This window comes from Mesorhizobium sp. NPDC059054, assembly GCF_042739215.1.
GTDB lineage: Bacteria > Pseudomonadota > Alphaproteobacteria > Rhizobiales > Rhizobiaceae > Mesorhizobium.
On sequence record NZ_JBHYHV010000003.1, the window covers coordinates 577,931 to 599,441 of the forward strand.

Here is a 21,511-nt window from a genome sequence, read left to right on the forward strand (position 1 = left end):
GTGAGCGAGAGCGCAGAGATCGTCGCAGCCCGTCCGTCCAGCACCGCAACGCGGGCCGGCAATGGTCAATTCCGCCGCTCGCTGGTTGGCGGGCTGGTCACCGCGCTGCCCGTCGTCCTGATCGGCCTCGCCATCCTCGCCTTCGCGCCGGCCTACTACACGCATCTGGCGCTGGCGGCCTTCGTCAACCTGATCATCGTGGTCGGCCTCCAGGTGTTCATGGGCAACAGCAACATCGCCAATCTCGGCCACAGCGCCTTTGTCGGCATCGGCGCCTATGGCGTGGCAGTGCTGTCGACGCCGCTGGCCATGAAGAAACTCTCCATTCCCAACGCGCCATTCGGGCTCGCCTTTGTCGAGCTGAATCCCTTCGTCGCCGCTTTCCTGGCGCTGCTGGTCGTTGCCATCCTCGCGGCGATCAGCGGCAAGATCATCAGCCGGCTTTCAGGTGTCGCCGCCACGATCGTCAGCCTGGCGCTGCTCATCATCGTGCATTCGGTGTTCCTGAACTGGACGGATCTGTTCAAGGGCAACCAGGCATTCTTCGGCATACCCAAGGTGATCAACCTGCCTGCGATGCTGGTAGCCTCAGTGGCCGTGATCGTCATCGCCCGCCTTTTCAAGGATAGCCGCTGGGGCCTCCAGCTTCGCGCCAGCGCCCAGAGCCCGCAAGCGGCAGCCGCTTTCGGTATCGATGCCAGGCACCTGAGGCTGATGGCATGGGTCCTGTCCGCGCTGATCTGCGGGCTGGCCGGCGTGCTCTTTGCCTACTTCGCCGGCACGATCAGCCCGAAGCTGTTCTACTTCCAGCAGATATTCATCACACTCGCTATGCTGATCCTGGGCGGCATGGCCACGGTGACGGGCGCCGTCACCGGCGTGATCGTGCTCTCGATCGGGCTCGAATTCATCCGCAGCATCGAGTCCGGCGTCACGATCGCCGGCATCCAGCTGCCGCAATTGCTCGGTCTTTCCGGCGTGGCGCTCGGCGTCGTCATCGTGCTCTGCATGGCCTTCAGGCCGGGCGGCATCAGCGGACGGCTCGAGCTTGACGAGCAGCTTTCCAGGCTTTTCCGGCGCAACGCCCGCTAGGCGGTACCGACATTTTCTCAGGGTGGAGGACAAAGTGGAGTTTCAGGACAAGGTCGCCGAGTACGCGCCGAAGCTGGAGGCATTGCAGCAGAAGCTGGCATTGGACGGGGTCGAATTCATTCAGGTGCATACCGTCGATACGTCGGGCGCGTTCCGTTCGAAGATCACCCCGCTGAAACTCTCGACTTACGGCGAAGCCATCAACGCCATCCTCTATTGCGTCGCGCATGGCGATGGCCAGCCGATGGGTGACGTCGCCTTCGCCTCGCCAACCGCGAACGAAGAAAACGGCTTTCCCAACATCAAGGGCATCATCGACCCAAGCACCGTCGTGCAGCACGGCTGGAAACCGGAATACGCCTCGGCGATCACCTTCTCCTATATGCTCGATGGTTCGCCTTGTCCTTATGACCCGCGCGGCGTTCTCGCTCGTGTCGAGCAGCGGGCGGCAGCTCTCGGCTATGAGCCGCGCTTCGCGCTCGAATACGAGTTCGGCATCTTCCATGCCGACCATGACCTGATGCGTGCCGGCCGTTACCGCGAGCTGAAGCCCTGGGGACATTCGCTGACCAATTATGATCTGGTGCGCAGCGGCGAATACCAGGATTTCGCCGCCGAACTGATCCGCCGCATGAAAAGCATCGGCATCGGCATTGCTTCGCTGGTCACCGAATATGGCTTCGGCATGTATGAATATGCGCTGACGCCGAAGACGGCTTTGCAGGCAGCCGACGACGCCATGCGCGCCAAGCTGCACCTGCGCGAGCTCTGCGCGGAACGCGGGCTGGTTGCCACCTTCATGACCCGCTTCCAGCCGCCCGGCAAGGAAAGCGCCTGCGGCGCGCACCACCATGTCAGCCTCTGGAAAGACGGCAAGCCGGCCTTCGCCGCCGGCCCCAACAAGCTGACGCCGGTGGCCGAGAAATTCCTGGCCGGCGTGCTCCACCGCATGCAGGAGACACATCTCCTGTTCCGGCCGACCGTCAACTCGTATCGCCGTTTCGACCGCGGCGCCTGGTCTCCGGAAGATGTCGCCTGGGGCTTCGAAAACCGGACAGCGCCGATCCGCGCCATCACCACGCCCAATGACGGCGCCTGCCGGTTCGAGCATCGGGCGCCGGGAGCCGACATCAATCCCTACCTGTCGATCGCCGCGATCCTCGCGGCTGGCTGCGAGGGCATCGAAAAGGACCTTTCCCTGGAAGAGCCGGTGAGCGGCGACCTTGCCACCCTCGACAAGCCCAAACTGCCGCGCACATTGAACGCCTCGATCGACGCCTTCGCGAGTTCCGATTTCTGCGCCGAAGCTTTCGGCGCAGCTTTCCGTGACAATTACGCGGAAAGCCGCCGTGCCGAACAGGCCGCCTTCGAGGCCTGGCAGGCTTCACACATCACCGACTTCGAGTGGCAGCGCTACTTCATCAACTGACCTCAAGGCACGGATCCGGGATGCCGGCGTCCGTGCCTTCACTCTGTCCGCCGGCAGTGCCACAGACCTTAACCAATTGCGCCTGCAGTGTTGACATCGAACGAGCCGGCAACAAGATGCTGGAAGCTGTCCAGCTTCGCTTCCCCAGCGTCAAGGCGCTTCAAAACAACAGTCGACAGCCCAAGCCGAACTTCCTCACCACTCTTCGATATTCGTGAAAAACACGAAACTGTTTGCGACAAAGCGGCCCGATTGCCCCCTTGCGCCAAGCAAATGAGCGGAAGTACTTCAAGATAACTTGAGCGGGCGAGTGCGCCTCATGTCTGCTTGTCGATCACTCCTGGCGGAGAGATTGTCATCATGCGCCGGCAAACCGGTGCATTCAGACTGTCAGCGTTCACCGAAGGTCAAGACCGCGTCCCGTGCCATGCACAGCGCGGCATCGTGTTGCGGACGGCAAGGGGGCCGCGCGTGACCGATGAGGAGGAAACGGGCAGCGGAGGAAAAGCTATGCTCGAGAAGTATTTCGAACTGAAGGAACTGGGGACGTCGGTACGGATCGAAGTGATCGCCGGCCTCACCACCTTCCTGACCATGTCCTACATCATCTTCGTCAACCCGGAGATCCTCTCTTCGACCGGCATGGACAAAAGCTCCGTGTTCGTCGCCACCTGTCTGGCAGCAGCTCTCGGCTCGCTAATCATGGCGCTGGTGGCCAAATGGCCGATCGGCATGGCTCCGGGCATGGGTCTCAACGCCTTCTTCGCCTTCGGCGTCGTCGGCGCCATGGGCTTCACCTGGCAGCAGGCACTGGGCGCGGTCTTCATCTCGGGCGTGATCTTCCTGATCCTGACCGTGACCGGCATCCGCAGTTGGCTGATCGCCGGCATTCCGCATTCGATGCGCAGCGCCATCGCCGCCGGTATCGGCATGTTCCTGGCGATCATCGCCCTGAAAAGCTCGGGCATCGTCATCGCCAGCGAGGCCACGTTCGTGACGCTCGGCCATCTGACGACGACCGGTCCGCTGCTCGCCATCCTCGGCTTCTTCATCATCGCGTCGCTGGACGGCCTCAAGGTCCCCGGCGCCATCCTGATCGGCATCCTGGCGATCACCATCCTGTCCTGGGTGCTCGGCGTCAGCCAGTTCCAGGGCATTGTCTCGATGCCGCCGTCGATCGCGCCGACCTTCCTGCAGCTCGACATCATCGGCGCCATGCACAGCGGCCTCGTCCACGTCATCCTGGTGTTCGTGCTGGTCGAGGTGTTCGACGCCACCGGTACACTGATCGGCGTGGCCAAGCGCGCGCGCCTGATCGAAGAAGGCAAGCCGAACCGCCTCGGCCGCGCCCTGCTCGCTGACAGCAGCGCGATCGTCGCCGGCTCGCTTCTCGGCACCTCCTCGACCACCGCCTATGTCGAAAGCGCTTCCGGCGTGCAGGCCGGCGGCCGCAGCGGCCTGACCGCTCTGGTCATCGCGGTGCTGTTCCTCGCCGCGCTGTTCATCTCGCCGCTTGCCGCCTCGGTCCCGGTCTACGCGACCGCACCGGCGCTGCTCTATGTCGCCTGTCTGATGATGCGCGAGCTGATCGAGGTCGACTGGACCGAGATCACGGAAGCGGCACCCGCCGCGCTGACGGCGCTGATGATGCCGTTCACCTACTCGATCGCAAACGGTCTCGCCTTCGGCTTCATCAGCTATGCCGTGCTGAAGACGGCAACCGGCAAGTTCCGCGACGTGCATCTGGCGACCTGGCTGGTGGCGATCCTGTTCGTCATTCGCTTCGCCTTCGTCGAATAGTCCCCGGCGGAGAGCGAAAAAGCCGCGGTCGGATGCGAATCCGGCCGCGGCTTTTTGTTGTCGCGAATCCGCAACGCTGCCTAGAGCATTTCCGCTTTTCTCCGAATCGCGAAAACGCTCTAACCCTTTGTTTCTACGCAATTCCGGACGCAAAACCGCTGCGCACTTTTGCTGGAATTGCTCCAGGCTGCTACAGCTTTTGTGCCGGATCATAGCCTTGAGGACGCTTCGGCAAGCAGAACAAATTTACGCGTTTGCACCGCTCGTTGACAGGCTTGTCCGTGTCTGCATAGATTACTTGTCTACTGGACCGACCAGTATATCAGCGAGTGAGTTTGAATGGTCGGCAACGACATCCTCTCACAGGTTCCGGAACTCAGGCCCAGCCTGGCGCGCCGCACCGCGCGCGACGTGATCGCCGACAAGCTGCTGTCGCTGATAGCCACGGGAGTTCTCGGTGCGGGCGACGAACTGCCCAGCGAACGCGAACTGGCAACGGCGCTGGATGTCAGCCGCGAGACGGTGAGGGGCGCTATCCAGGCTCTTTCGGCACGTGGCATCGTGGAAGTGTCGCAAGGCAGCCGCACACGGGTCACCAATGTCGACCTGACTCATGTCCCGGTGACGATTGCAGCACCCAGCGCGATCGACAGCTACGATCTCGACTCCGTCCACGCGGCGCGGCTTCTCATCGAGCTCAAGGTTGTCGGCGATGCAGCCGAGCGCATCGGAGAGGCGGATCTGGCGCGGCTGGACAATTCGCTTGCCGCACAGCAGGTGGCAAGCACCGATCCTATCCGCTTCCTGATCTGCGACCGGGAGTTCCATGTCACCATCTATCGCGCTTGCGGTAACCCGCTGCTCGCCGACTTCGTGACCGATCTCTACACCTACATGATGGAGCATCGCCGCTATGCGATGGCGCGGCCGGGTGCGATCGCAGCGAGCTATGCGGATCATGCCGCCATCGTCGAAGCGCTGCGGGCACGCGACCGCACGGCGGTTGTCGCGTCTTTCAAAGCGCATCTGGAACGCATCCACGACACGACCAGGGAGATGCTGGAGGGTCGCGGCGGCTGAAGCCGAAAACCGGAGTCATATGCGAGGCAGCCGCCTTGCAAGGGAGGAATACAGGTAGATGCATGTGCTTATCATCGGCGCGGCCGGCATGGTCGGCCGCAAGCTGCTGGATAGAGTTGCGAGCGAGGACGGTGTTCTCGGCGGCGAGGTGACCCGGCTGACGCTGGTGGACGTGGTCGAGCCGACGGCTCCCGAGCCGCTTGCTGCCATCTCCCGATCTCTCGCGCTCGACCTTTCCAATGCAGGGGCTCCCGCACAGCTTATCGCGGAGCGACCCGATATCGTCTTTCATCTCGCGGCGATCGTTTCCGGCGAAGCGGAAGCCGACTTCGACAAGGGCTACCGCGTCAATCTCGACGGCACACGCGCGCTTTTCGACGCCATTCGCGCAGAAGGCACAAAAGCGCCTTACAGGCCACGCGTCCTCTTCGCATCGTCGGTGGCAGTGTTCGGCGCACCCTTCCCCGAAAAGATCGGCGACGAGTTCTTCACCACGCCGCTCACCAGCTACGGCACGCAGAAGGCGATCGCCGAACTGCTGCTGGCCGACTACAGCCGGCGCGGCATCTTCGACGGCATCGGCATACGCCTGCCGACGATCTGCGTGCGCCCCGGCAAGCCGAACAAGGCCGCCTCGGGCTTCTTCTCCAACATACTGCGCGAGCCGCTTGTCGGGCAGGAGGCGGTGCTGCCCGTTGAAGAGGATGTGTTGCACTGGTTTGCGAGTCCGCGTTCCGCCGCCGGTTTCTTCGTCCACGCTGCCACGCTCGATCTCGAAAAAGTGGGAGCGCGCCGCAACCTGACGATGCCGGGCCTTTCGGCAACCGTGGGTGAGGAGATCGCCGCGCTCGAGCGCGTTGCAGGCGCAAAGGCGGTCCGCCTCATCCGGCGCGAGCCGGACGAAACCATCCGCAGGATCGTCGCCGGCTGGCCACGCGATTTCGATGCGCGTCTGGCGGCGGAACTCGGCTTCAAGGCCGAAACCCGCTTCGACGACATCATCAAGGCACACATCGAAGACGAGCTTGGAGGCAAAATCTGACCATGGCGAGTGAACCAGCAAAGACAAAGATCGCCCTGGTCACCGGCGGCGGCACCGGCGTCGGCAAAGCCATCGCCGAAGCACTTCTCGGGGCCGGCTTCACGGTCGTGATCACCGGCCGAAGAGAGGAAGTCCTGGACACGGCGGCAGAGGAACTGACCAAGGCAACCGGCGGCAGGGTCCGGACGATACAGGCCGATGTCGGCGATCCCAAATCGGTCGCAGCCCTGTTCGATGCGATCAGATCCGAATTCGGCAGGCTCGACCTTCTGGTGAACAATGCGGGAATGGGCGCGCCGGCCGTACCGATGGAGGAGATCACCTTCGAGCAGTGGAGCGCGGTCGTGGGCGCCAACCTCACCGGCGCGTTTCTCTGCACCCAGCAAGCTTTCAGGTTGATGAAAGCGCAGAGCCCTCGTGGGGGGCGCATCATCAACAACGGCTCGATCTCAGCCCAGACGCCGCGGCCCAACTCCGCACCCTATACCGCGACCAAACACGCGATCACCGGACTGACCAAGTCGACCGCGCTTGACGGCCGACCCTTCGACATCGCCTGCGGGCAGATCGACATCGGCAATGCCGCGACGGAGATGACCTCGAAGATGGCCTCGGGCGTGATGCAGGCCAATGGCGAGATCGCCAGCGAGCCGACGATCCCCGCCAGTCACATCGGCGATGCGGTGGTCTACATGGCGAACCTGCCGCTCGAGGCCAATGTCCTGACCATGACCGTCATGGCGACGACGATGCCCCTGGTGGGCCGGGGATAACTGGAACTGAACTGGAGCTTGGGGAACGCACTATACGGGAACAAATAACGACAGCCGAAACCCACAGGTGAATTCTGGGAGGAAAGATTGTGGCGTCAGTCGACTTCGTGAATGTCAGGAAATCGTTCGGAACCCATCCGGTCATAAAGGGTGTGGATGTCGAAATCGCCGATGGCGAATTCGTCATCCTGGTAGGACCGTCAGGCTGCGGAAAATCGACGCTGCTGCGCATGCTGGCGGGTCTGGAGAACATAACGGCCGGCGAAATCCGCATCGGCGAAAAGATCGTCAACCAGCTCGCGCCAAAGGAGCGGGACATCGCCATGGTGTTCCAGAACTACGCGCTCTACCCTCACATGACGGTGGCCGAGAACATGGCGTTCTCGCTCAAGCTGAAGGGCGCATCGAAGGCCGAGATCGAAACGCGGGTGAAACCCGCTGCCGAAATACTTGGGCTGACAGCCTTGCTCGAACGCTATCCGCGCCAGCTTTCCGGCGGCCAGCGCCAGCGCGTGGCCATGGGTCGGGCCATCGTTCGCGATCCGCAGGTCTTCCTGTTCGACGAACCCCTGTCCAATCTCGATGCGAAGCTGCGCGTCGCCATGCGCGCCGAGATCAAGGAACTGCATCAGCGACTGAAGACGACCACCGTCTATGTGACGCATGACCAGATCGAAGCCATGACCATGGCCGACAAGATCGTCGTCATGCATGACGGCATTGTCGAGCAGATCGGCGCGCCGCTCGAACTCTACGACAGTCCGGCCAATCTCTTCGTTGCCGGTTTCATCGGTTCGCCGGCCATGAACTTCATCAAGGGCCGGCTCGACCCCCAGGACGGACGCCGGTTCATTGCCGAGGACGGCACCGTGCTGCCCACGAGGGCGGCACTCGAAGCCGCCAAGGGCAAGGACCTCATCTACGGTCTGCGCCCCGAAGGCATAAGGATCAACGGCAACGGTATTCCCATGACCGTCGTCGTGACCGAACCCACCGGGTCCGAGACCCAGATGACGGCGAAGCTTGCCGGCACGGATATCGCCTGCGTCTTCCATGAGCGCGTCTCGGTCAAGCCAGGCGAGACGATCACTGTCTCGATCGACACCCGCTCCACGCATCTGTTCGATGCCGCAAGCGGCCAGCGGATCCAGGCCGCTTCCTGAGCGGCCGCATAACGGCGTGTGCTGCCTCGGGACAGCGCAACGCCGACAGACAATGCAATCCCGCAAACCAGGATGGAGGAAATCATGACGATCAACAGACGTGATCTGCTTGCCGCTTCTGCCGGACTTGTCGCGACGACCGGCCTTGGAAAGTTTGGAATGACGCCCGCCTTCGCGCAGGCCGCGGAGCCGAAATACACGCCGGAACAGGGCGCAAGCCTGCGTCTGCTGCGCTGGACGCCCTTCGTGAAGGGCGATGAGGACGCCTGGCTCGCCAACACCAAGAAATTCACGGAAGCGACGGGCGTCGAGGTCCGTGTCGACAAGGAGAGCTGGGAGGATATCCGCCCGAAGGCCGCCGTGGCGGCGAATGTCGGTTCTGGCCCGGACATGGTGATGTGCTGGTTCGATGACGCGCACCAATATCCGGACAAGCTGGTCGACCTGACCGAACTCGCCACCTATCTCGGCGACAAATATGGCGGCTGGTATGAAGGCATGCGCGGCTATGCCGTGCGCGACGATAAATTCATAGCACTGCCCCTGGCGGCTATCGGCAACGCCGTCGTCTACCGCGACAGCCATGTGAAGGCCGCCGGCTTCAGCGAGTTTCCCAAGGATACGGCCGGTTTTCTCGAACTTTGCAAGGCCATGAAAGCCAAGGGCACGCCGGCCGGCTTCCCGCACGGCAAAGCGGTCGGCGACGGCAACAACTACGCCCATTGGCTGCTGTGGAGCCATGGCGGCAAGATGGTCGACGAGGGCGGCAAGGTCACGATCAACAGCCCGGAGACGATTGCCGCCATCAACTATGCCAAGGCGCTCTACGAGACGTTCATTCCCGGAACCGAAAGCTGGCAGGACATCAACAACAACCGCGCCTTCCTGGCTGGACAGGTATCGCTGATCGCCAACGGCGTCTCAGTCTACTACGCCGCCAAGAAGGATCCGGCGCTCGCGGAAATCGCCGCCGATATCCGTTCGACCAACTTCCCGATCGGCCCCGTCGGCAAGAGTGTCGAGCTCCACCAGACGAGTTCGCTGCTGCTGTTCAATCACACGAAATACCCTGAGGCCGCGAAAGCCTACATGAAGTTCATGCTGGAAGCGGAGCAGATGAATTCCTGGATCTCCGGCGCCAGCGCCTATTGCTGTCAACCGCTCAAGGCGTTCGCGAGCAATCCCGTCTGGACGGCCGACCCCATCCACGCGCCCTATGCGCGTGCCTCGGAGACCCTGCGTCCGAACGGCTATGCCGGCCCGCTCGGCAACGCCTCTGCCGGCGTGATGGCGGACTATGTGCTTGTCGACATGTTCGCCAGCGCCGTCACGGGACAGATGTCGCCCGAAGATGCGGTGGCGGAAGCCGAGCGCCGCGCCAGCCGCTACTACCGCGCCTGATCCGGCGCCGGGACGATCCTTGCGGGCGGCGCCTGGTGCCGCCGGCACCAGGGCACGATCCCCAAAAGTGGGAACCGGTTTTCGGAAAAGATCATGCTCGACAAAGAGTTAGATCAGGATGGCGGTTCGCCATCCTGATCTAGGAAAAAGGTTCAAGCGGGAGAAAATCGATGTCCACAGTGCCGTCCGGCAAGCCGCCATCCGCATCGATCATGCAGAACAACAATCTGCTCGGCTTCCTCTTCATGCTGCCGGCGGCGGTGTTTCTCGTCTGTTTTCTCACCTATCCGCTCGGCCTCGGTGTCTGGCTCGGCTTCACCGATACGCGCATCGGCCGGGACGGCATCTTCATCGGGCTCGAAAACTACGAGTTCCTGATCCGCGACAAGGTGTTCTGGCTCTCCGTTTTCAACACGCTGCTCTATACGCTGGTCGCCTCGATCCTGAAATTCGCGCTGGGGCTTTGGCTCGCCCTGCTTCTCAACGAGAACCTGCCCTTCAAGTCTTTCTTCCGCGCCATCGTGCTCTTGCCCTGGGTGGTCCCGACAGTCCTTTCGGCGCTGGCGTTCTGGTGGATCTACGACAGCCAGTTCTCGATCCTGTCGTGGTCGCTGATGAAGCTGGGCATCATCGACGGCCCGATCAATTTCCTCGGCGATCCCAACAACGCGCGCGCTTCCGTCATCGCGGCGAATGTCTGGCGAGGCATTCCGTTCGTGGCGATCTCGCTGCTCGCCGGGCTCCAGACCATACCGGCGTCACTGCAGGAAGCGGCTTCGCTCGACGGCGCGACGAGCTGGCAGCGCTTCCGCTATGTGACGCTGCCGATGCTGACGCCGATCATCGCCGTGGTGATGACGTTCTCGGTGCTTTTCACCTTCACCGATTTCCAACTCATCTATGTGCTGACCAAGGGCGGGCCGGTGAACGCGACACACCTGATGGCGACGCTCTCGTTCCAGCGGGGCATTCCGGGCGGACAGCTCGGCGAGGGAGCGGCGATCGCGGTCGCCATGATCCCGTTCCTGCTGGCGGCCATCATGTTCAGCTTTTTCGGATTGCAGCGCCGGAAGTGGCAGCAGGGCGGACAGGACTAGAGCGTTTCCGCGTTTCGCGGCCTCGCTCTAATTCTTTGTTTTTACGCAATTCCGGACGCAAAAACTGCTGTGCAGTTTTGCTGGAATTGCTCAGGGAGACACCGACATGTCAAGCAAGGTTCCAGCCGACGCCCTGACCGACAATGCCGAGGGCATGAGCTATCTCAACCGGCTGCCGCGCCGCATCTTGGTGCTGTATCTGCCGCTCGCCGTGTTCGTCTTCGTGCTGCTCTTCCCATTCTACTGGATGGCCATCACGGCGGTTAAGCCGAATTCCCAGCTCACCGACTACAACAACTACAGCCCGTTCTGGGTCGTCGGGGCGACGCTCGATCACATCAAATACCTGCTGTTTGAGACGTCCTATCCCGGCTGGCTGTGGAACACGATGCTTGTCGCGGTGTGCTCCACCATCCTGTCACTGGCTGCCTCCGTCTTCGGAGCCTATGCGATCGAGCGCGTGCGCTTCACCGGCTCACGCTCCGTCGGGCTTCTCATCTTCCTCGCCTATCTGGTGCCGCCGTCGATCCTCTTCATCCCGCTGGCCTTCATCGTTTTCAAGCTCGGTATGTACGACTCGCGGCTTGCGCTCATCTTCACCTATCCGACCTTCCTCATCCCCTTCTGCACCTGGCTGCTGATGGGTTATTTCCGCTCCATCCCCTTCGAGCTGGAGGAGAGCGCACTGGTGGACGGGGCTTCGCGCTGGCAGATCCTCGTCAGGATCATCCTGCCGCTGGCGGTGCCGGGACTGATCTCCGCCGGCATCTTCGCTTTCACGCTGTCATGGAACGAATTCATCTATGCGCTGACTTTCATCCAGTCGTCGGAGAACAAGACCGTACCGGTGGGGGTGCTTACCGAGCTGGTGCGGGGCGACGTGTTCGAATGGGGATCGCTGATGGCGGGCGCCCTGTTCGGCTCGCTTCCGGTCGTGATCCTCTATTCTTTCTTCGTCGACTATTACGTGTCGTCGATGACCGGAGCGGTGAAGGAGTAAGCTATCCGGACTGCTCTCCTATCCCGCCAATTGCGTCTCTCTCGCGTCGATCCGCCGCCAGAACCGCGGCGATCGCTTCCTTGAGACCATCGCCGCTGATCGGCTTGTGCAGGATGCGGAAGCCACTGGCCGTCGCTTCGCGGATACGGGAAGGCGAGGTATCGCCCGTCACGATGATGCCCGGCACGGTACGGCCAAGATAGGCGGACAACGTCTTGATCGCCTCGACGCCCGTCGCGTTGTCCTTCAGGCGATAGTCTGCCACGATCAGGTCGACCGGCGCCGAATCCTTCCTCGCAGCGGCGCTGTGAACGGCCTTCACTTCCGCGGCCGATTGCCCGGCATAGATCCGGTGGCCTTCCAGCGTCAGCAAACGGACCATGGCGTCGAGCACGTCCCGTTCGTCATCGACGATCATCAGACTTGCTGCGGTTTGACCCTGCGTCGCGTTGCTGGGCGGCAAGGCCGGCGCGATGACATGAATGGACGGCAGCGTCACGGAAAACATCGAGCCGCGATCCGGCACTGAAACCAGTTTCAGCGGATGCCCAAGGAGTTCGGCCGTTCTGCGCACTATAGCCAGGCCAAGACCCAAGCCCTGTGCCTTGTCCCGCGCCGGATTGTGCAGTTGAACGAATTCCTCGAAGACAGCAGCCTTCTGCTCTTCCGGTATCCCGAAACCACTATCCCAGACCTGGATCTCCACCGCCGTTCCACGCCGGCGGCAACCGAGGAGCACGCTGCCGGAATTCGTATAGCGGAACGCGTTGGTGAGAAGATTGTCGAGGATCCGCTTCAGCATCATCGGATCGGTGTCGACATGGGCAGATGTCTCCACGACCCGCCAGCTCAACCCTTTCGCCCGAGCCGACGCGGCAAACTCGTCGTTCAGGTTGCGGAAGAGTTCGCCAAGATCGACATTCTCCCTGGCCACGGTAACGACGCCGGCATCGAGCTTCGAGATGTCGAGAAGCGCGTTGAGCAGGCCACTCAGATTGCCGACGATCGCTTTCGCCGAACTGGCGAGACTACGCGCTTCGCCGGATGGGACGTCGCCGCGACGGCCGAGCACCGAGAGAGTTGAAATCAGCAGCCCAAGCGCGTGGATGGGCTGGCGCAGATCGTGCGATGCGGCCGCAAGGAACCGCGTCTTGGCGCGGTCGGCGGTCTGCGCGCGATCCCGCTCTTCCTGGAGATGGTCGATCAGCCCGACATTTTCCAGCCGCAAGCGGATCATCTCGTGCAGCATGCGGTAGGCGATGCGGCCATAATAGATGTTGATGGCGATCAGGCAGGCGAGCAGGAACAGATAGGCGTCGCCGATGGCGCCCGGCATCGTCGTGAAGCGGGCTGCCACCGGTATCGTTGTCGCAAAGATCGAACCGATCAGCGCCGGTGGAAAGGCCGACAGGGACGGAATGGTGCCGCTGACCAGGCCGGCAAGGATTGCCACGATGAAGGCAAACAGATGCGGTTGGTCGGGCACGAAGCCGATCCATGTCAGCGAGCCCCAAAGCAGGCCCGATATCCACGAAAAGCCCGCGGCTGCCCACGCCCATCGGCGCAAGGAACCCGGCGTCCGCGGATGTTTCCAGAAATGTCGAGCGGCGAGGACCCGAGCCGCGATCAGCGCGTAGACGGCGATGGCCCAGGGCACGAGCCAGTTCGTCGGAACCGAACCATAAAGCACGTAGATTATGCCGAGCGAGATGGTGACGTTGGAGATCACGATGCCATAGGCATTGCGGTAGAGATGTTCGATCAGGGCTTCCTGGATCTTGTCTTCCTGCATCGAACCCCTCGCACCGTCAGCCAAGCTGGGCTGGCCCTTTCCCCGGCTGGCAGGTTGATCTATCGCCTGCATGTTTCCCATACGTTAGCAATCGCCGAACTAAGCTGCCGTCCCCAGGACAGAGACATCATGCATCGCCCGCTGACCGCCATCCTTGCCGACGACCACGCCATCATGCGCGAAGGCGTGAAGCTGCTCATCGGTGCGATGGAGAATGTGTCGGTGGTGGCGGAAGCGGCAGAGGGGGAGACGCTGCTCAAAGTCGTGCGCGACACGAAGGCCGACCTGCTCGTTCTCGATCTCGGCATGCCCGGCGTGTCGGGCGTGCCGTTCATCGCCGAAATCAGGGAGCTGGCGCCACGGCTGAAGATCGTTGTGCTGACCGCCAATATCGAGCCTCGGACGGTCCGGCTGGCGCTGGAGTTCGGAGCGAACGCGTATCTCACCAAGGATGGCGACCCTGAAGAACTCGGTGCGGCGATTGAGGCGCTGCGGCAAGGCGGGACCTATCTTGCGCGAACGGTGCGTTTCGCAGTCAGCGAGCCGGACAGGAGCCGGATGCCGGACGCGCAGGAAATCATTTCGCCGGTGCCTTTGACCCAGCGCGAACGCCAGATCCTGCTTCTGGTGGCGCAAGGCATGACGGCGCGTGAAACCGCGGAGCGGCTCGGTATCAGCCAGGCGACCGCCCGCAAGCACCGTGAAAACCTGATGCGAAAGCTCGACCTCCACAGCACCGCGGAGCTGACCGCCTACGCGGTTCGGCTGGGGCTGCCCACAGGCTGAAGTTGTGGCTTCTGCTGCCATCATTCCGGTAACGCCCCCTTAACCAACATCACCGTAGCGCCGCCATGCGCATGCCGAAATACGGCATCTGCCGTATGTCTCCACTCCTCCCGCCCTTCTATCCCTTCCGCAACGGCACTCGGACGTCCTGCACCGTGCAAGACGCAACAGGCCAGGGAGGATCGCATGTCATCGCTGGAACCGTGGATTCCGTTCGTTGTCGCGACGGTGGCTTTCGCCTGCATGCCCGGGCCAGCCATCCTCTACATGACCGCACAAACCGTGGCTCACGGCCGCCATGCCGGATTGATGGCCGCGCTTGGCATCCATCTCGGCTGCTATGTCCATATCGCCGCCGCTTCCATCGGCCTGGCTTCGCTGGTCGAGAGCGCGCCGACGATTTACGCCGCGATCCGTTTTGCCGGTGCGGCCTATCTGGTGTGGCTTGGCGTCACCATGTTCCTGGGCTGGAACCACGCAACCGAAAGCAGCGAACCGCGGCGACCGGATACGATGCGCGACAGCATCGTCGTGGAAGTGCTCAACCCCAAGACCGCGCTGTTCTTCCTGACCTTCCTGCCGCAATTCGTGGATACCGCTGCTGCGATTCCGCTCTGGCTGCAGTTCCTGATCCTCGGCATGGTGGTCAATCTGGTGTTCTCTGCCGCCGATGTCGCCGCCGTCGGTCTCGCCTCCGTCACGCTCGGGCGGCTGTCTTCAGGCACTTCCAGCTGGATTGTCCCGAAAGCTTGCGGTTCGATCCTGATCGGCCTCGGTGTCGCGCTCGTCACGCATCAGGTTTAGGGCCGGAAACCTGACGAGAGCATAAACATCTCATGTGGCGCACGCCCAACGGCTTGGGAGAGCCGTTGTCGGTCGTCATCCTCTACGCACATGGTCGTACTGGAATTCTTCGATGCGGCCGTGCCATGCTGACTTTACGCGCGCGTCCTTGCTAGACTGCATAAGGGTGAGGTTTGCATGCGGCGGCTGGAGGGCCGCAGTCCATTCGGGAGGAACCATATGGCAATGATCTCACGCGCGCTCGCAGTCGCGCTTCTGGCAAGCGTTTCGTTACCTGCGGCCGCACAGCAGTTTTCGGACAACAAGGTCAAGATCGGCATTCTGAACGATCAATCCGGCGTCTATGCCGACTTCGGCGGTAAATGGTCCTATGAGGCGGCCAAGATGGCGGTGGAAGACTTCGGCGGCAAGGTGAAGGATATGCCGATCGAGGTGGTCACCGCCGATCATCAGAACAAGGCAGACATCGCCTCCAACATCGCGCGCCAATGGTACGATACCGAGCAGGTCGACGCGATCATGGAGCTCACCACCTCGTCCGTCGCGCTCGCCGTCCAGGGCATCTCGCAGGAAAAGAAAAAGATCGACATCGTCACGGGTGCGGCGACCTCCGAACTCACCGGCAAGTCCTGCTCGCCCTACGGGTTCCATTGGGCTTACGACACGCACGCCCTGGCCGTCGGCACCGGCGGAGCGCTGGTGCAGCAGGGCGGCGACACCTGGTTCTTCCTGACCGCTGACTATGCCTTCGGCTATTCGCTGGAAGAGCAGACCTCGAAATTCGTGACCTCGAAGGGTGGCAAGGTGCTGGGCGCCGTGCGCCATCCGCTCGCTACCACGGACTATTCGTCCTTCCTGCTGCAGGCGCAGTCTTCCGGCGCCAAGGTCATCGGCCTTGCCAATGCCGGTCTGGACACCGCCAATGCGATCAAGCAGGCGGCGGAATTCGGCATCGTTTCCGGCGGCCAGCGCATGGCAGCACTTCTCTTCACCCTCGCCGAAGTGCATGGCCTGGGTCTGGAGGCGGCACAGGGCCTGACGCTGACCGAAGGCTTCTACTGGGACCGTGACGATGAATCCCGCGCCTGGTCGAAGAAGTTCATGGACCGCACCGGCCGCATGCCGAACATGATTCAGGCCGGCACCTATTCGGCCGTGCTTCAATACCTCAAGGCCATCGACAAGGCCGGCACCGACGAAACCGAAGCGGTTTCGAAGAACCTGCACGAAATGCCTGTCGAAGACGTCTTTGCCCGTGGCGGCAAGGTCGGCCCCAACGGCCGCATGATCTACGACATGTATCTGATGGAGGTGAAGAAGCCGTCGGAGAGCAAAGGCCCGTGGGACTACTACAAGGTTCTCGCGACCATTCCCGGCGACGAAGCCTACACCAAGCCTGCGGAGTCCGGATGCCCGCTGGTGAAGTAGGCCGCTGCCGCGAACAGGGATGGGGGTATCATTGAATACCGAATCCCAACCGAATTCAGGTTCTCCCGTCCTGTCCGCGCGCGGCTTGCGGCGTGATTTTGCCGGCTTCGTTGCCGTGAAGGATGTCGACCTCGACGTCCATCACGGCAAGATCCATGCCCTGATCGGCCCGAATGGGGCCGGCAAGACGACCGTGTTCAACCTTTTGACCAAGTTCCTGCAGCCCACCGCAGGAACCATCACCCTGGACGGTCACGACATCACCAAGGCTGCGCCGGCCAAGGTGGCGCGCATGGGCGTCGTGCGCTCGTTCCAGATATCGGCGACCTTTCCGCACCTGACCGTGCTCGACAATGTGCGGGTGGCGCTGCAGCGGCCAAACGGTCTCGCCACCCAGTTCTGGCGTTCGCTTTCCGCGCTTGACCAATTGACGCCGAAGGCTATGGACCTGCTGCAGGCCGTTGGCCTGGACAACGCCAGGAACAGGCTGGCATCCGACCTTTCCTATGGCCGCAAGCGCGTGCTCGAGATCGCCACCACCCTGGCCCTCGATCCCAAGGTCCTGCTGCTCGACGAGCCGATGGCGGGCATGGGCCATGAGGATGTCGGCGCGATCTCCAAACTGGTCCATACCATCGCCCAGGACCGTGCCGTGCTGATGGTCGAGCACAATCTTTCCGTCGTCGCCGACATTGCCGACTGGGTGACGGTGTTGCAGCGCGGTCAGATGCTGGCGGCCGGAGACTACGACACGGTGAGCAAGGACGAGCGCGTGCGGGTTGCCTATATGGGGACCGAACATGGGTAGCGCGGGCCCTTTGCTCTCGGTTCGCGGTCTGAACGCCTGGTATGGCGAAAGCCATGCGCTGCATGGCGTCGACCTCGATATCCATCAGGGCGAGACGGTCACCTTGCTCGGCCGCAACGGCGTCGGCAAGACGACGACATTGCGGGCGATCATGGGGCTGATCCGCAAGCGGACCGGCCAGGTGACGTTTGCCGGCAAGGACCTGATCCGCATGCCTCTGCACCACACGGCGCGGGCGGGCATCGCCTATGTGCCGGAAGAACGCGGCATCTTCGCCACGCTGACTGTCGACGAGAACCTGATGCTGCCGCCTGTGGTGGCGGAAGGCGGCATGGGCGTCGATGAGATTTTCGACCTGTTCCCGAACCTCAAGGAACGGCGCAACAGCCAGGGTACCAAGCTTTCCGGCGGAGAGCAGCAGATGCTGGCGATCGCGCGCATCCTGCGCACAGGCGCCAGGACCATCCTGCTCGACGAGCCGACGGAAGGACTGGCGCCGGTGATCGTGCAACGCATCGGCGAATTGCTGGCGGAACTGAAGCGGCGCGGCATGACGATCCTGCTGGTCGAGCAGAATTTCCGCTTCGCCAGCCGCATCGCGGATCGCTTCTATCTGATGGAGCACGGCAAGGTGCTGTCCGAGTTTCCGGTCGGCGAACTCGAGAACAGGATGGATGAACTGCATGAAGTGCTGGGGGTCTGAGCGGTGATTTTCGGTATCCCCATTCAGGCCTTTGCTGGACAGCTGCTGGTCGGGCTGATCAACGGCTCGTTCTACGCCATGCTGTCGCTCGGCCTCGCCATCATCTTCGGCCTGCTGCGCGTCATCAACTTCGCGCATGGCGCGCAATACATGCTCGGTGCCTTCATCGGCTATCTCGTCCTCGCCAAGCTCGGCATCGGCTATTGGCCGGCACTGATCCTGGTGCCGATCGTGGTCGGCCTGTTCGGTATCGTCGTCGAGCGCCTCGCCCTGTCGCGGCTCTATGAGGTGGATCCGCTCTACGGCCTGCTCTTCACCTTCGGGCTCGCCTTGGTACTGGAAGGCGTCTTCCGCTATGTCTACGGCGTTTCCGGTAACCCCTATCCGGTGCCGACCGCTCTCGCCGGCGGCGTCAATCTCGGCTTCATGTTCCTGCCGATCTACCGCGGCTGGATCGTCGTGGCGTCGCTCATCGTTTGCCTGGGTGCCTGGCTGCTGGTCGAAAAGACCAAATTCGGCTCGTATCTGCGCGCCGCGACCGAGAACCCCAAGCTGGTGCAGTCCTTCGGTGTCAACGTGCCGATGCTGCTGACGCTGACCTACGGCCTCGGTGCCGGCCTTGCCGGGCTCGCCGGCATCATGGCCGCCCCAGTCTACCAGGTCAGTCCCTTGATGGGCTCCAACATGATCATCATCGTGTTCGCCGTGGTGGTGGTCGGCGGCATGGGCTCGATCCTGGGAGCGATCCTGACCGGCTATATGCTCGGCCTCGCCGAAGGCCTGACCAAGGTGTTCTACCCGGAAGCTTCGAGCATCGTCATCTTCGTGATCATGGCGATCGTCCTGCTGATCCGCCCCGCCGGCCTGTTCGGGAAGGACGCCTGATATGACCGACGCGACCGTCCAACCGGGCAAGACCGGAACCGCGAACCGCCTGGAGACCGTCCTGATCGGGCTCGGCGTGGTGGCGCTGCTGGCGCTGCCGTTTTTCGTCTACCCGATCTTCATCATGAAGATGATGTGCTTTGCGTTGTTCGCCTGCGCCTTCAATCTTCTGCTCGGCTATACGGGCCTGCTGTCGTTCGGCCATGCCGCCTTCTTTGGAGGGGCGGCCTATTTCACGGCGCATGCCGTCAAGGTGTGGGGCGTTTCGCCCGAAATCGGCATTTTTATCGGCGTTGCCGGCGCGGCCTTGCTCGGCCTCGTCATCGGCTTCTTCGCCATTCGCCGCCAGGGCATCTATTTCGCCATGATCACGCTGGCGCTTTCGCAGATGTTCTTCTTCTTCTGCGTACAGGCCGGTTTCACCGGCGGCGAGGACGGCATCCAGGGCGTACCACGCGGAACCTTCCTCGGCGTGTTCGACCTTCATGACGAGCATACGATGTATTATTTCGTCGCCGCCAATTTCCTGCTCGGTCTTTTCATCGTCTGGCGCATCGTCAATTCGCCCTTCGGCCTCATCCTGCGTTCGATCCGCGAGAATGAGAACCGCGCCATCTCGCTCGGCTATTCCGTGCAGAACTACAAGCTCGCCGCTTTCGTGATGTCGGCAGCGCTCGCCGGGCTTGCCGGCGCGATCAAGGCGCTGGTCTTCCAGTTCGCCACGCTGACCGACGTCGCCTGGCAGATGTCGGGAGAAGTCATCCTGATGACGCTGCTGGGCGGCATCGGCACCATGGCCGGCCCGATCTTCGGCGCTGGCTTTGTCGTCGCCCTGCAGAACCTGCTCGCGACCTCGGACTTCCCGGTGACCATCGCCACGGGTCTGATCTTCATGGTCTGCGTTCTGATTTTCCGCAAAGGCATCGTCGGCGAGATCTATGCGTGGCTGGATCGCCGGCGTGGAGAAAAGCCGGAATAACGCACGCAGAAAATGGTTCGCTGCGCTTGAGGGCTCAGCCTGGATCGGTCGATACAATCAGCATCGACCGATCCAGGGAACCCGAGCGCGAAGCCTCGACCGGGGATGGCATCCGCCTGAAGCCGGCTACTTCTGGATTTCGGCCTTGGTCTTGCTGACATCGTCTGCGCTCATCTCGCCGACCGTCTCGACCTTGCCGTCCTTGACCTTCCACAGACGGAACGGGCCGGTGATGTCGCCATACTGGTCGAAGGAGACCGGACCGATGACGCCTTCATATTTGACCGGCTTGCCTTCCTTGATCAGCGCGAGCGCCTTGGCGAATTCCTCCTTGCCGGCATGGATCGGTTCGCCCTTGGCGGAGACCACTTCCGGGATCGCCGCCTTGATCGCTGCGGCGTCGCCCTTGCCGGCCTTGGCGATGGCCAGTGCCACGATCGCACCCGCATCGTAGGAGCGGTCGGCAGCCGGCGCGTCGGGTTTGATGCCACCGGAGAAGGCTTCATAGGCGCCGTAGAAATAGTCGGTCGAAGCCGTCTTGCTGGTGCCCGACGAGGTGCCGTAGGCGTCGTTGAGATATTGCGCGCCGACGGCATCGATGAACTCGGCAGAGTTCATGCCGTCATTGAGCAGGAACTTCTGCGCGCCGCCGCCGGAGATCCAGGCGCGCGCGATCGTTGCGCCGTCGACAGGATAGCTGACGAGATAAAGCGCCTCGGGTTCACCGGCCATCGCGGCGCTCGCCTCGGCCGAATAACTCGCCTGCTTTTCATTGTAGGGCGTCGTCGAGGTGATGGTGCCGCCGAGCTTCTTGTAGGCGTCGGCGAATTCCTTGACCATGTTGACGCCGAAGTCGTTGTTGACGTGGATGATGGCAAGCTTCTTCAGACCTTGGTCGATGGCGTATTTCGCAGCTGCCGTGCCTTGCAACGCATCCGAGGTGATGGTGCGGAAGAAAACCCCGTTGGTCTTGCCGTCCTTGCCAAGCGCGGTCAGCGTCGGCGAAGACGAAGCCGGCGACACCTGCACGATGCCTGCCGGCGCGGTTACCGAGGTCAGGATCGGGATCGACACCGACGAGATGATGCCGCCGATGATGACCGGCACCTTCTTGATGTTGACCAGCTGCGTTGCCTGGTCGACGGCGACATTGCCCTGGCTCTGGCTGTCGCGCGTATCGGTGACGAGCTTGCAGCCGCCGACGCCACCGGCTTCGTTGAAGTCGCGGAACGCCATTTCAACGGATTTCGCTCCGGCCTGGCCATACTCGCCGGCAGGGCCGGTCAGTTCCATGACCAGCCCGACGGTGATGTCGCAATCGGCGGCGAGCGCAGGCGCCGCCGAAGCGGCCAATGCCGCCAGCATGGTGGTGGCGAAAAGATGTTTCTTCATGTCATTTCCCCTTTGTTATGGCCGTGCTCCCGACACGGCCTCGTCTGGTCTGCGAAA

General features: G+C 62.4%; 19 protein-coding genes. 17 read left to right on the plus strand and 2 right to left on the minus strand.

Annotated features, from left to right (window positions below):
- The 10 genes from ACFWXH_RS16160 (at position 1) to ACFWXH_RS16205 (ending at position 11,877) form a co-directional block, all read left to right on the plus strand.
- Positions 1-1,092 carry a branched-chain amino acid ABC transporter permease gene (locus ACFWXH_RS16160; protein ID WP_379121869.1) on the plus strand — a complete coding sequence of 364 codons (1,092 nt, stop codon included), beginning with the start codon at positions 1-3 and terminating at the stop codon, positions 1,090-1,092.
- Positions 1,093-1,126: 34 nt separating this feature from the next.
- Positions 1,127-2,521: a glutamine synthetase family protein gene (locus ACFWXH_RS16165; protein ID WP_379121871.1), complete on the plus strand. Its 1,395-nt coding sequence runs from the start codon at positions 1,127-1,129 to the stop codon at positions 2,519-2,521.
- A gap of 510 nt (positions 2,522-3,031) precedes the next feature.
- Entirely contained in the window at positions 3,032-4,321 is a 1,290-nt protein-coding gene (locus tag ACFWXH_RS16170) for an NCS2 family permease (protein ID WP_379121873.1), read from the plus strand.
- Between the two features lie 339 nt (positions 4,322-4,660).
- The gene (locus ACFWXH_RS16175; RefSeq protein WP_379121875.1) at positions 4,661-5,401 is read left to right on the plus strand and encodes a FadR/GntR family transcriptional regulator; all 741 of its coding nucleotides are present in this window, start codon (positions 4,661-4,663) and stop codon (positions 5,399-5,401) included.
- A gap of 58 nt (positions 5,402-5,459) precedes the next feature.
- Positions 5,460-6,443, plus strand: a complete 984-nt coding sequence (gene denD, locus ACFWXH_RS16180) for a D-erythronate dehydrogenase (protein ID WP_379121877.1) — start codon at positions 5,460-5,462, stop codon at positions 6,441-6,443.
- A gap of 2 nt (positions 6,444-6,445) precedes the next feature.
- The gene (locus ACFWXH_RS16185; protein WP_379121879.1) at positions 6,446-7,216 is read left to right on the plus strand and encodes an SDR family oxidoreductase; all 771 of its coding nucleotides are present in this window, start codon (positions 6,446-6,448) and stop codon (positions 7,214-7,216) included.
- Between the two features lie 89 nt (positions 7,217-7,305).
- On the plus strand, positions 7,306-8,379 hold the full coding sequence (locus ACFWXH_RS16190; protein ID WP_379121881.1) for an ABC transporter ATP-binding protein: 1,074 nt from the start codon (positions 7,306-7,308) through the stop codon (positions 8,377-8,379).
- Positions 8,380-8,463: 84 nt separating this feature from the next.
- A complete protein-coding gene (locus ACFWXH_RS16195) occupies positions 8,464-9,780 on the plus strand; it encodes an ABC transporter substrate-binding protein (protein ID WP_379121883.1) in 1,317 nt (438 codons plus the stop codon).
- Between the two features lie 170 nt (positions 9,781-9,950).
- A complete protein-coding gene (locus ACFWXH_RS16200) occupies positions 9,951-10,877 on the plus strand; it encodes a carbohydrate ABC transporter permease (RefSeq protein ID WP_054311786.1) in 927 nt (308 codons plus the stop codon).
- 106 nt (positions 10,878-10,983) lie between these two features.
- Positions 10,984-11,877 (plus strand): carbohydrate ABC transporter permease, encoded by an 894-nt coding sequence (locus tag ACFWXH_RS16205; protein WP_054311787.1) that lies wholly within the window; start codon positions 10,984-10,986, stop codon positions 11,875-11,877.
- 1 nt (position 11,878) lies between these two features.
- Here ACFWXH_RS16205 and ACFWXH_RS16210 read toward each other — a convergent pair whose 3' ends face one another.
- Entirely contained in the window at positions 11,879-13,669 is a 1,791-nt protein-coding gene (locus ACFWXH_RS16210; RefSeq protein WP_379121886.1) for an ATP-binding protein, read from the minus strand.
- A gap of 129 nt (positions 13,670-13,798) precedes the next feature.
- Here ACFWXH_RS16210 and ACFWXH_RS16215 point away from each other — a divergent pair, with 129 nt between their 5' ends.
- The 7 genes from ACFWXH_RS16215 to ACFWXH_RS16245 all read left to right on the plus strand — a co-directional run bounded on the left by ACFWXH_RS16215 (position 13,799) and on the right by ACFWXH_RS16245 (position 20,062).
- The gene (locus ACFWXH_RS16215; RefSeq protein WP_379121888.1) at positions 13,799-14,455 is read left to right on the plus strand and encodes a response regulator; all 657 of its coding nucleotides are present in this window, start codon (positions 13,799-13,801) and stop codon (positions 14,453-14,455) included.
- Between the two features lie 186 nt (positions 14,456-14,641).
- Entirely contained in the window at positions 14,642-15,259 is a 618-nt protein-coding gene (locus ACFWXH_RS16220; RefSeq protein WP_379121890.1) for a LysE family translocator, read from the plus strand.
- A gap of 225 nt (positions 15,260-15,484) precedes the next feature.
- Entirely contained in the window at positions 15,485-16,687 is a 1,203-nt protein-coding gene (locus tag ACFWXH_RS16225) for an ABC transporter substrate-binding protein (protein WP_054311958.1), read from the plus strand.
- Positions 16,688-16,706: 19 nt separating this feature from the next.
- On the plus strand, positions 16,707-17,495 hold the full coding sequence (locus tag ACFWXH_RS16230; RefSeq protein ID WP_379121892.1) for an ABC transporter ATP-binding protein: 789 nt from the start codon (positions 16,707-16,709) through the stop codon (positions 17,493-17,495).
- On the plus strand, positions 17,488-18,198 hold the full coding sequence (locus tag ACFWXH_RS16235; RefSeq protein WP_379121894.1) for an ABC transporter ATP-binding protein: 711 nt from the start codon (positions 17,488-17,490) through the stop codon (positions 18,196-18,198). The genes ACFWXH_RS16230 and ACFWXH_RS16235 overlap by 8 nt, the downstream gene beginning before the upstream one ends.
- Positions 18,199-18,201: 3 nt before the next feature.
- A complete protein-coding gene (locus tag ACFWXH_RS16240; RefSeq protein ID WP_054311792.1) occupies positions 18,202-19,083 on the plus strand; it encodes a branched-chain amino acid ABC transporter permease in 882 nt (293 codons plus the stop codon).
- Position 19,084: 1 nt separating this feature from the next.
- A complete protein-coding gene (locus tag ACFWXH_RS16245) occupies positions 19,085-20,062 on the plus strand; it encodes a branched-chain amino acid ABC transporter permease (RefSeq protein WP_054311793.1) in 978 nt (325 codons plus the stop codon).
- Between the two features lie 126 nt (positions 20,063-20,188).
- On the opposite strand, the gene ACFWXH_RS16250 is transcribed toward ACFWXH_RS16245, so the two are convergent.
- Positions 20,189-21,454: an ABC transporter substrate-binding protein gene (locus tag ACFWXH_RS16250; protein ID WP_379121897.1), complete on the minus strand. Its 1,266-nt coding sequence runs from the start codon at positions 21,452-21,454 to the stop codon at positions 20,189-20,191.
- Positions 21,455-21,511 lie beyond the last annotated feature (57 nt).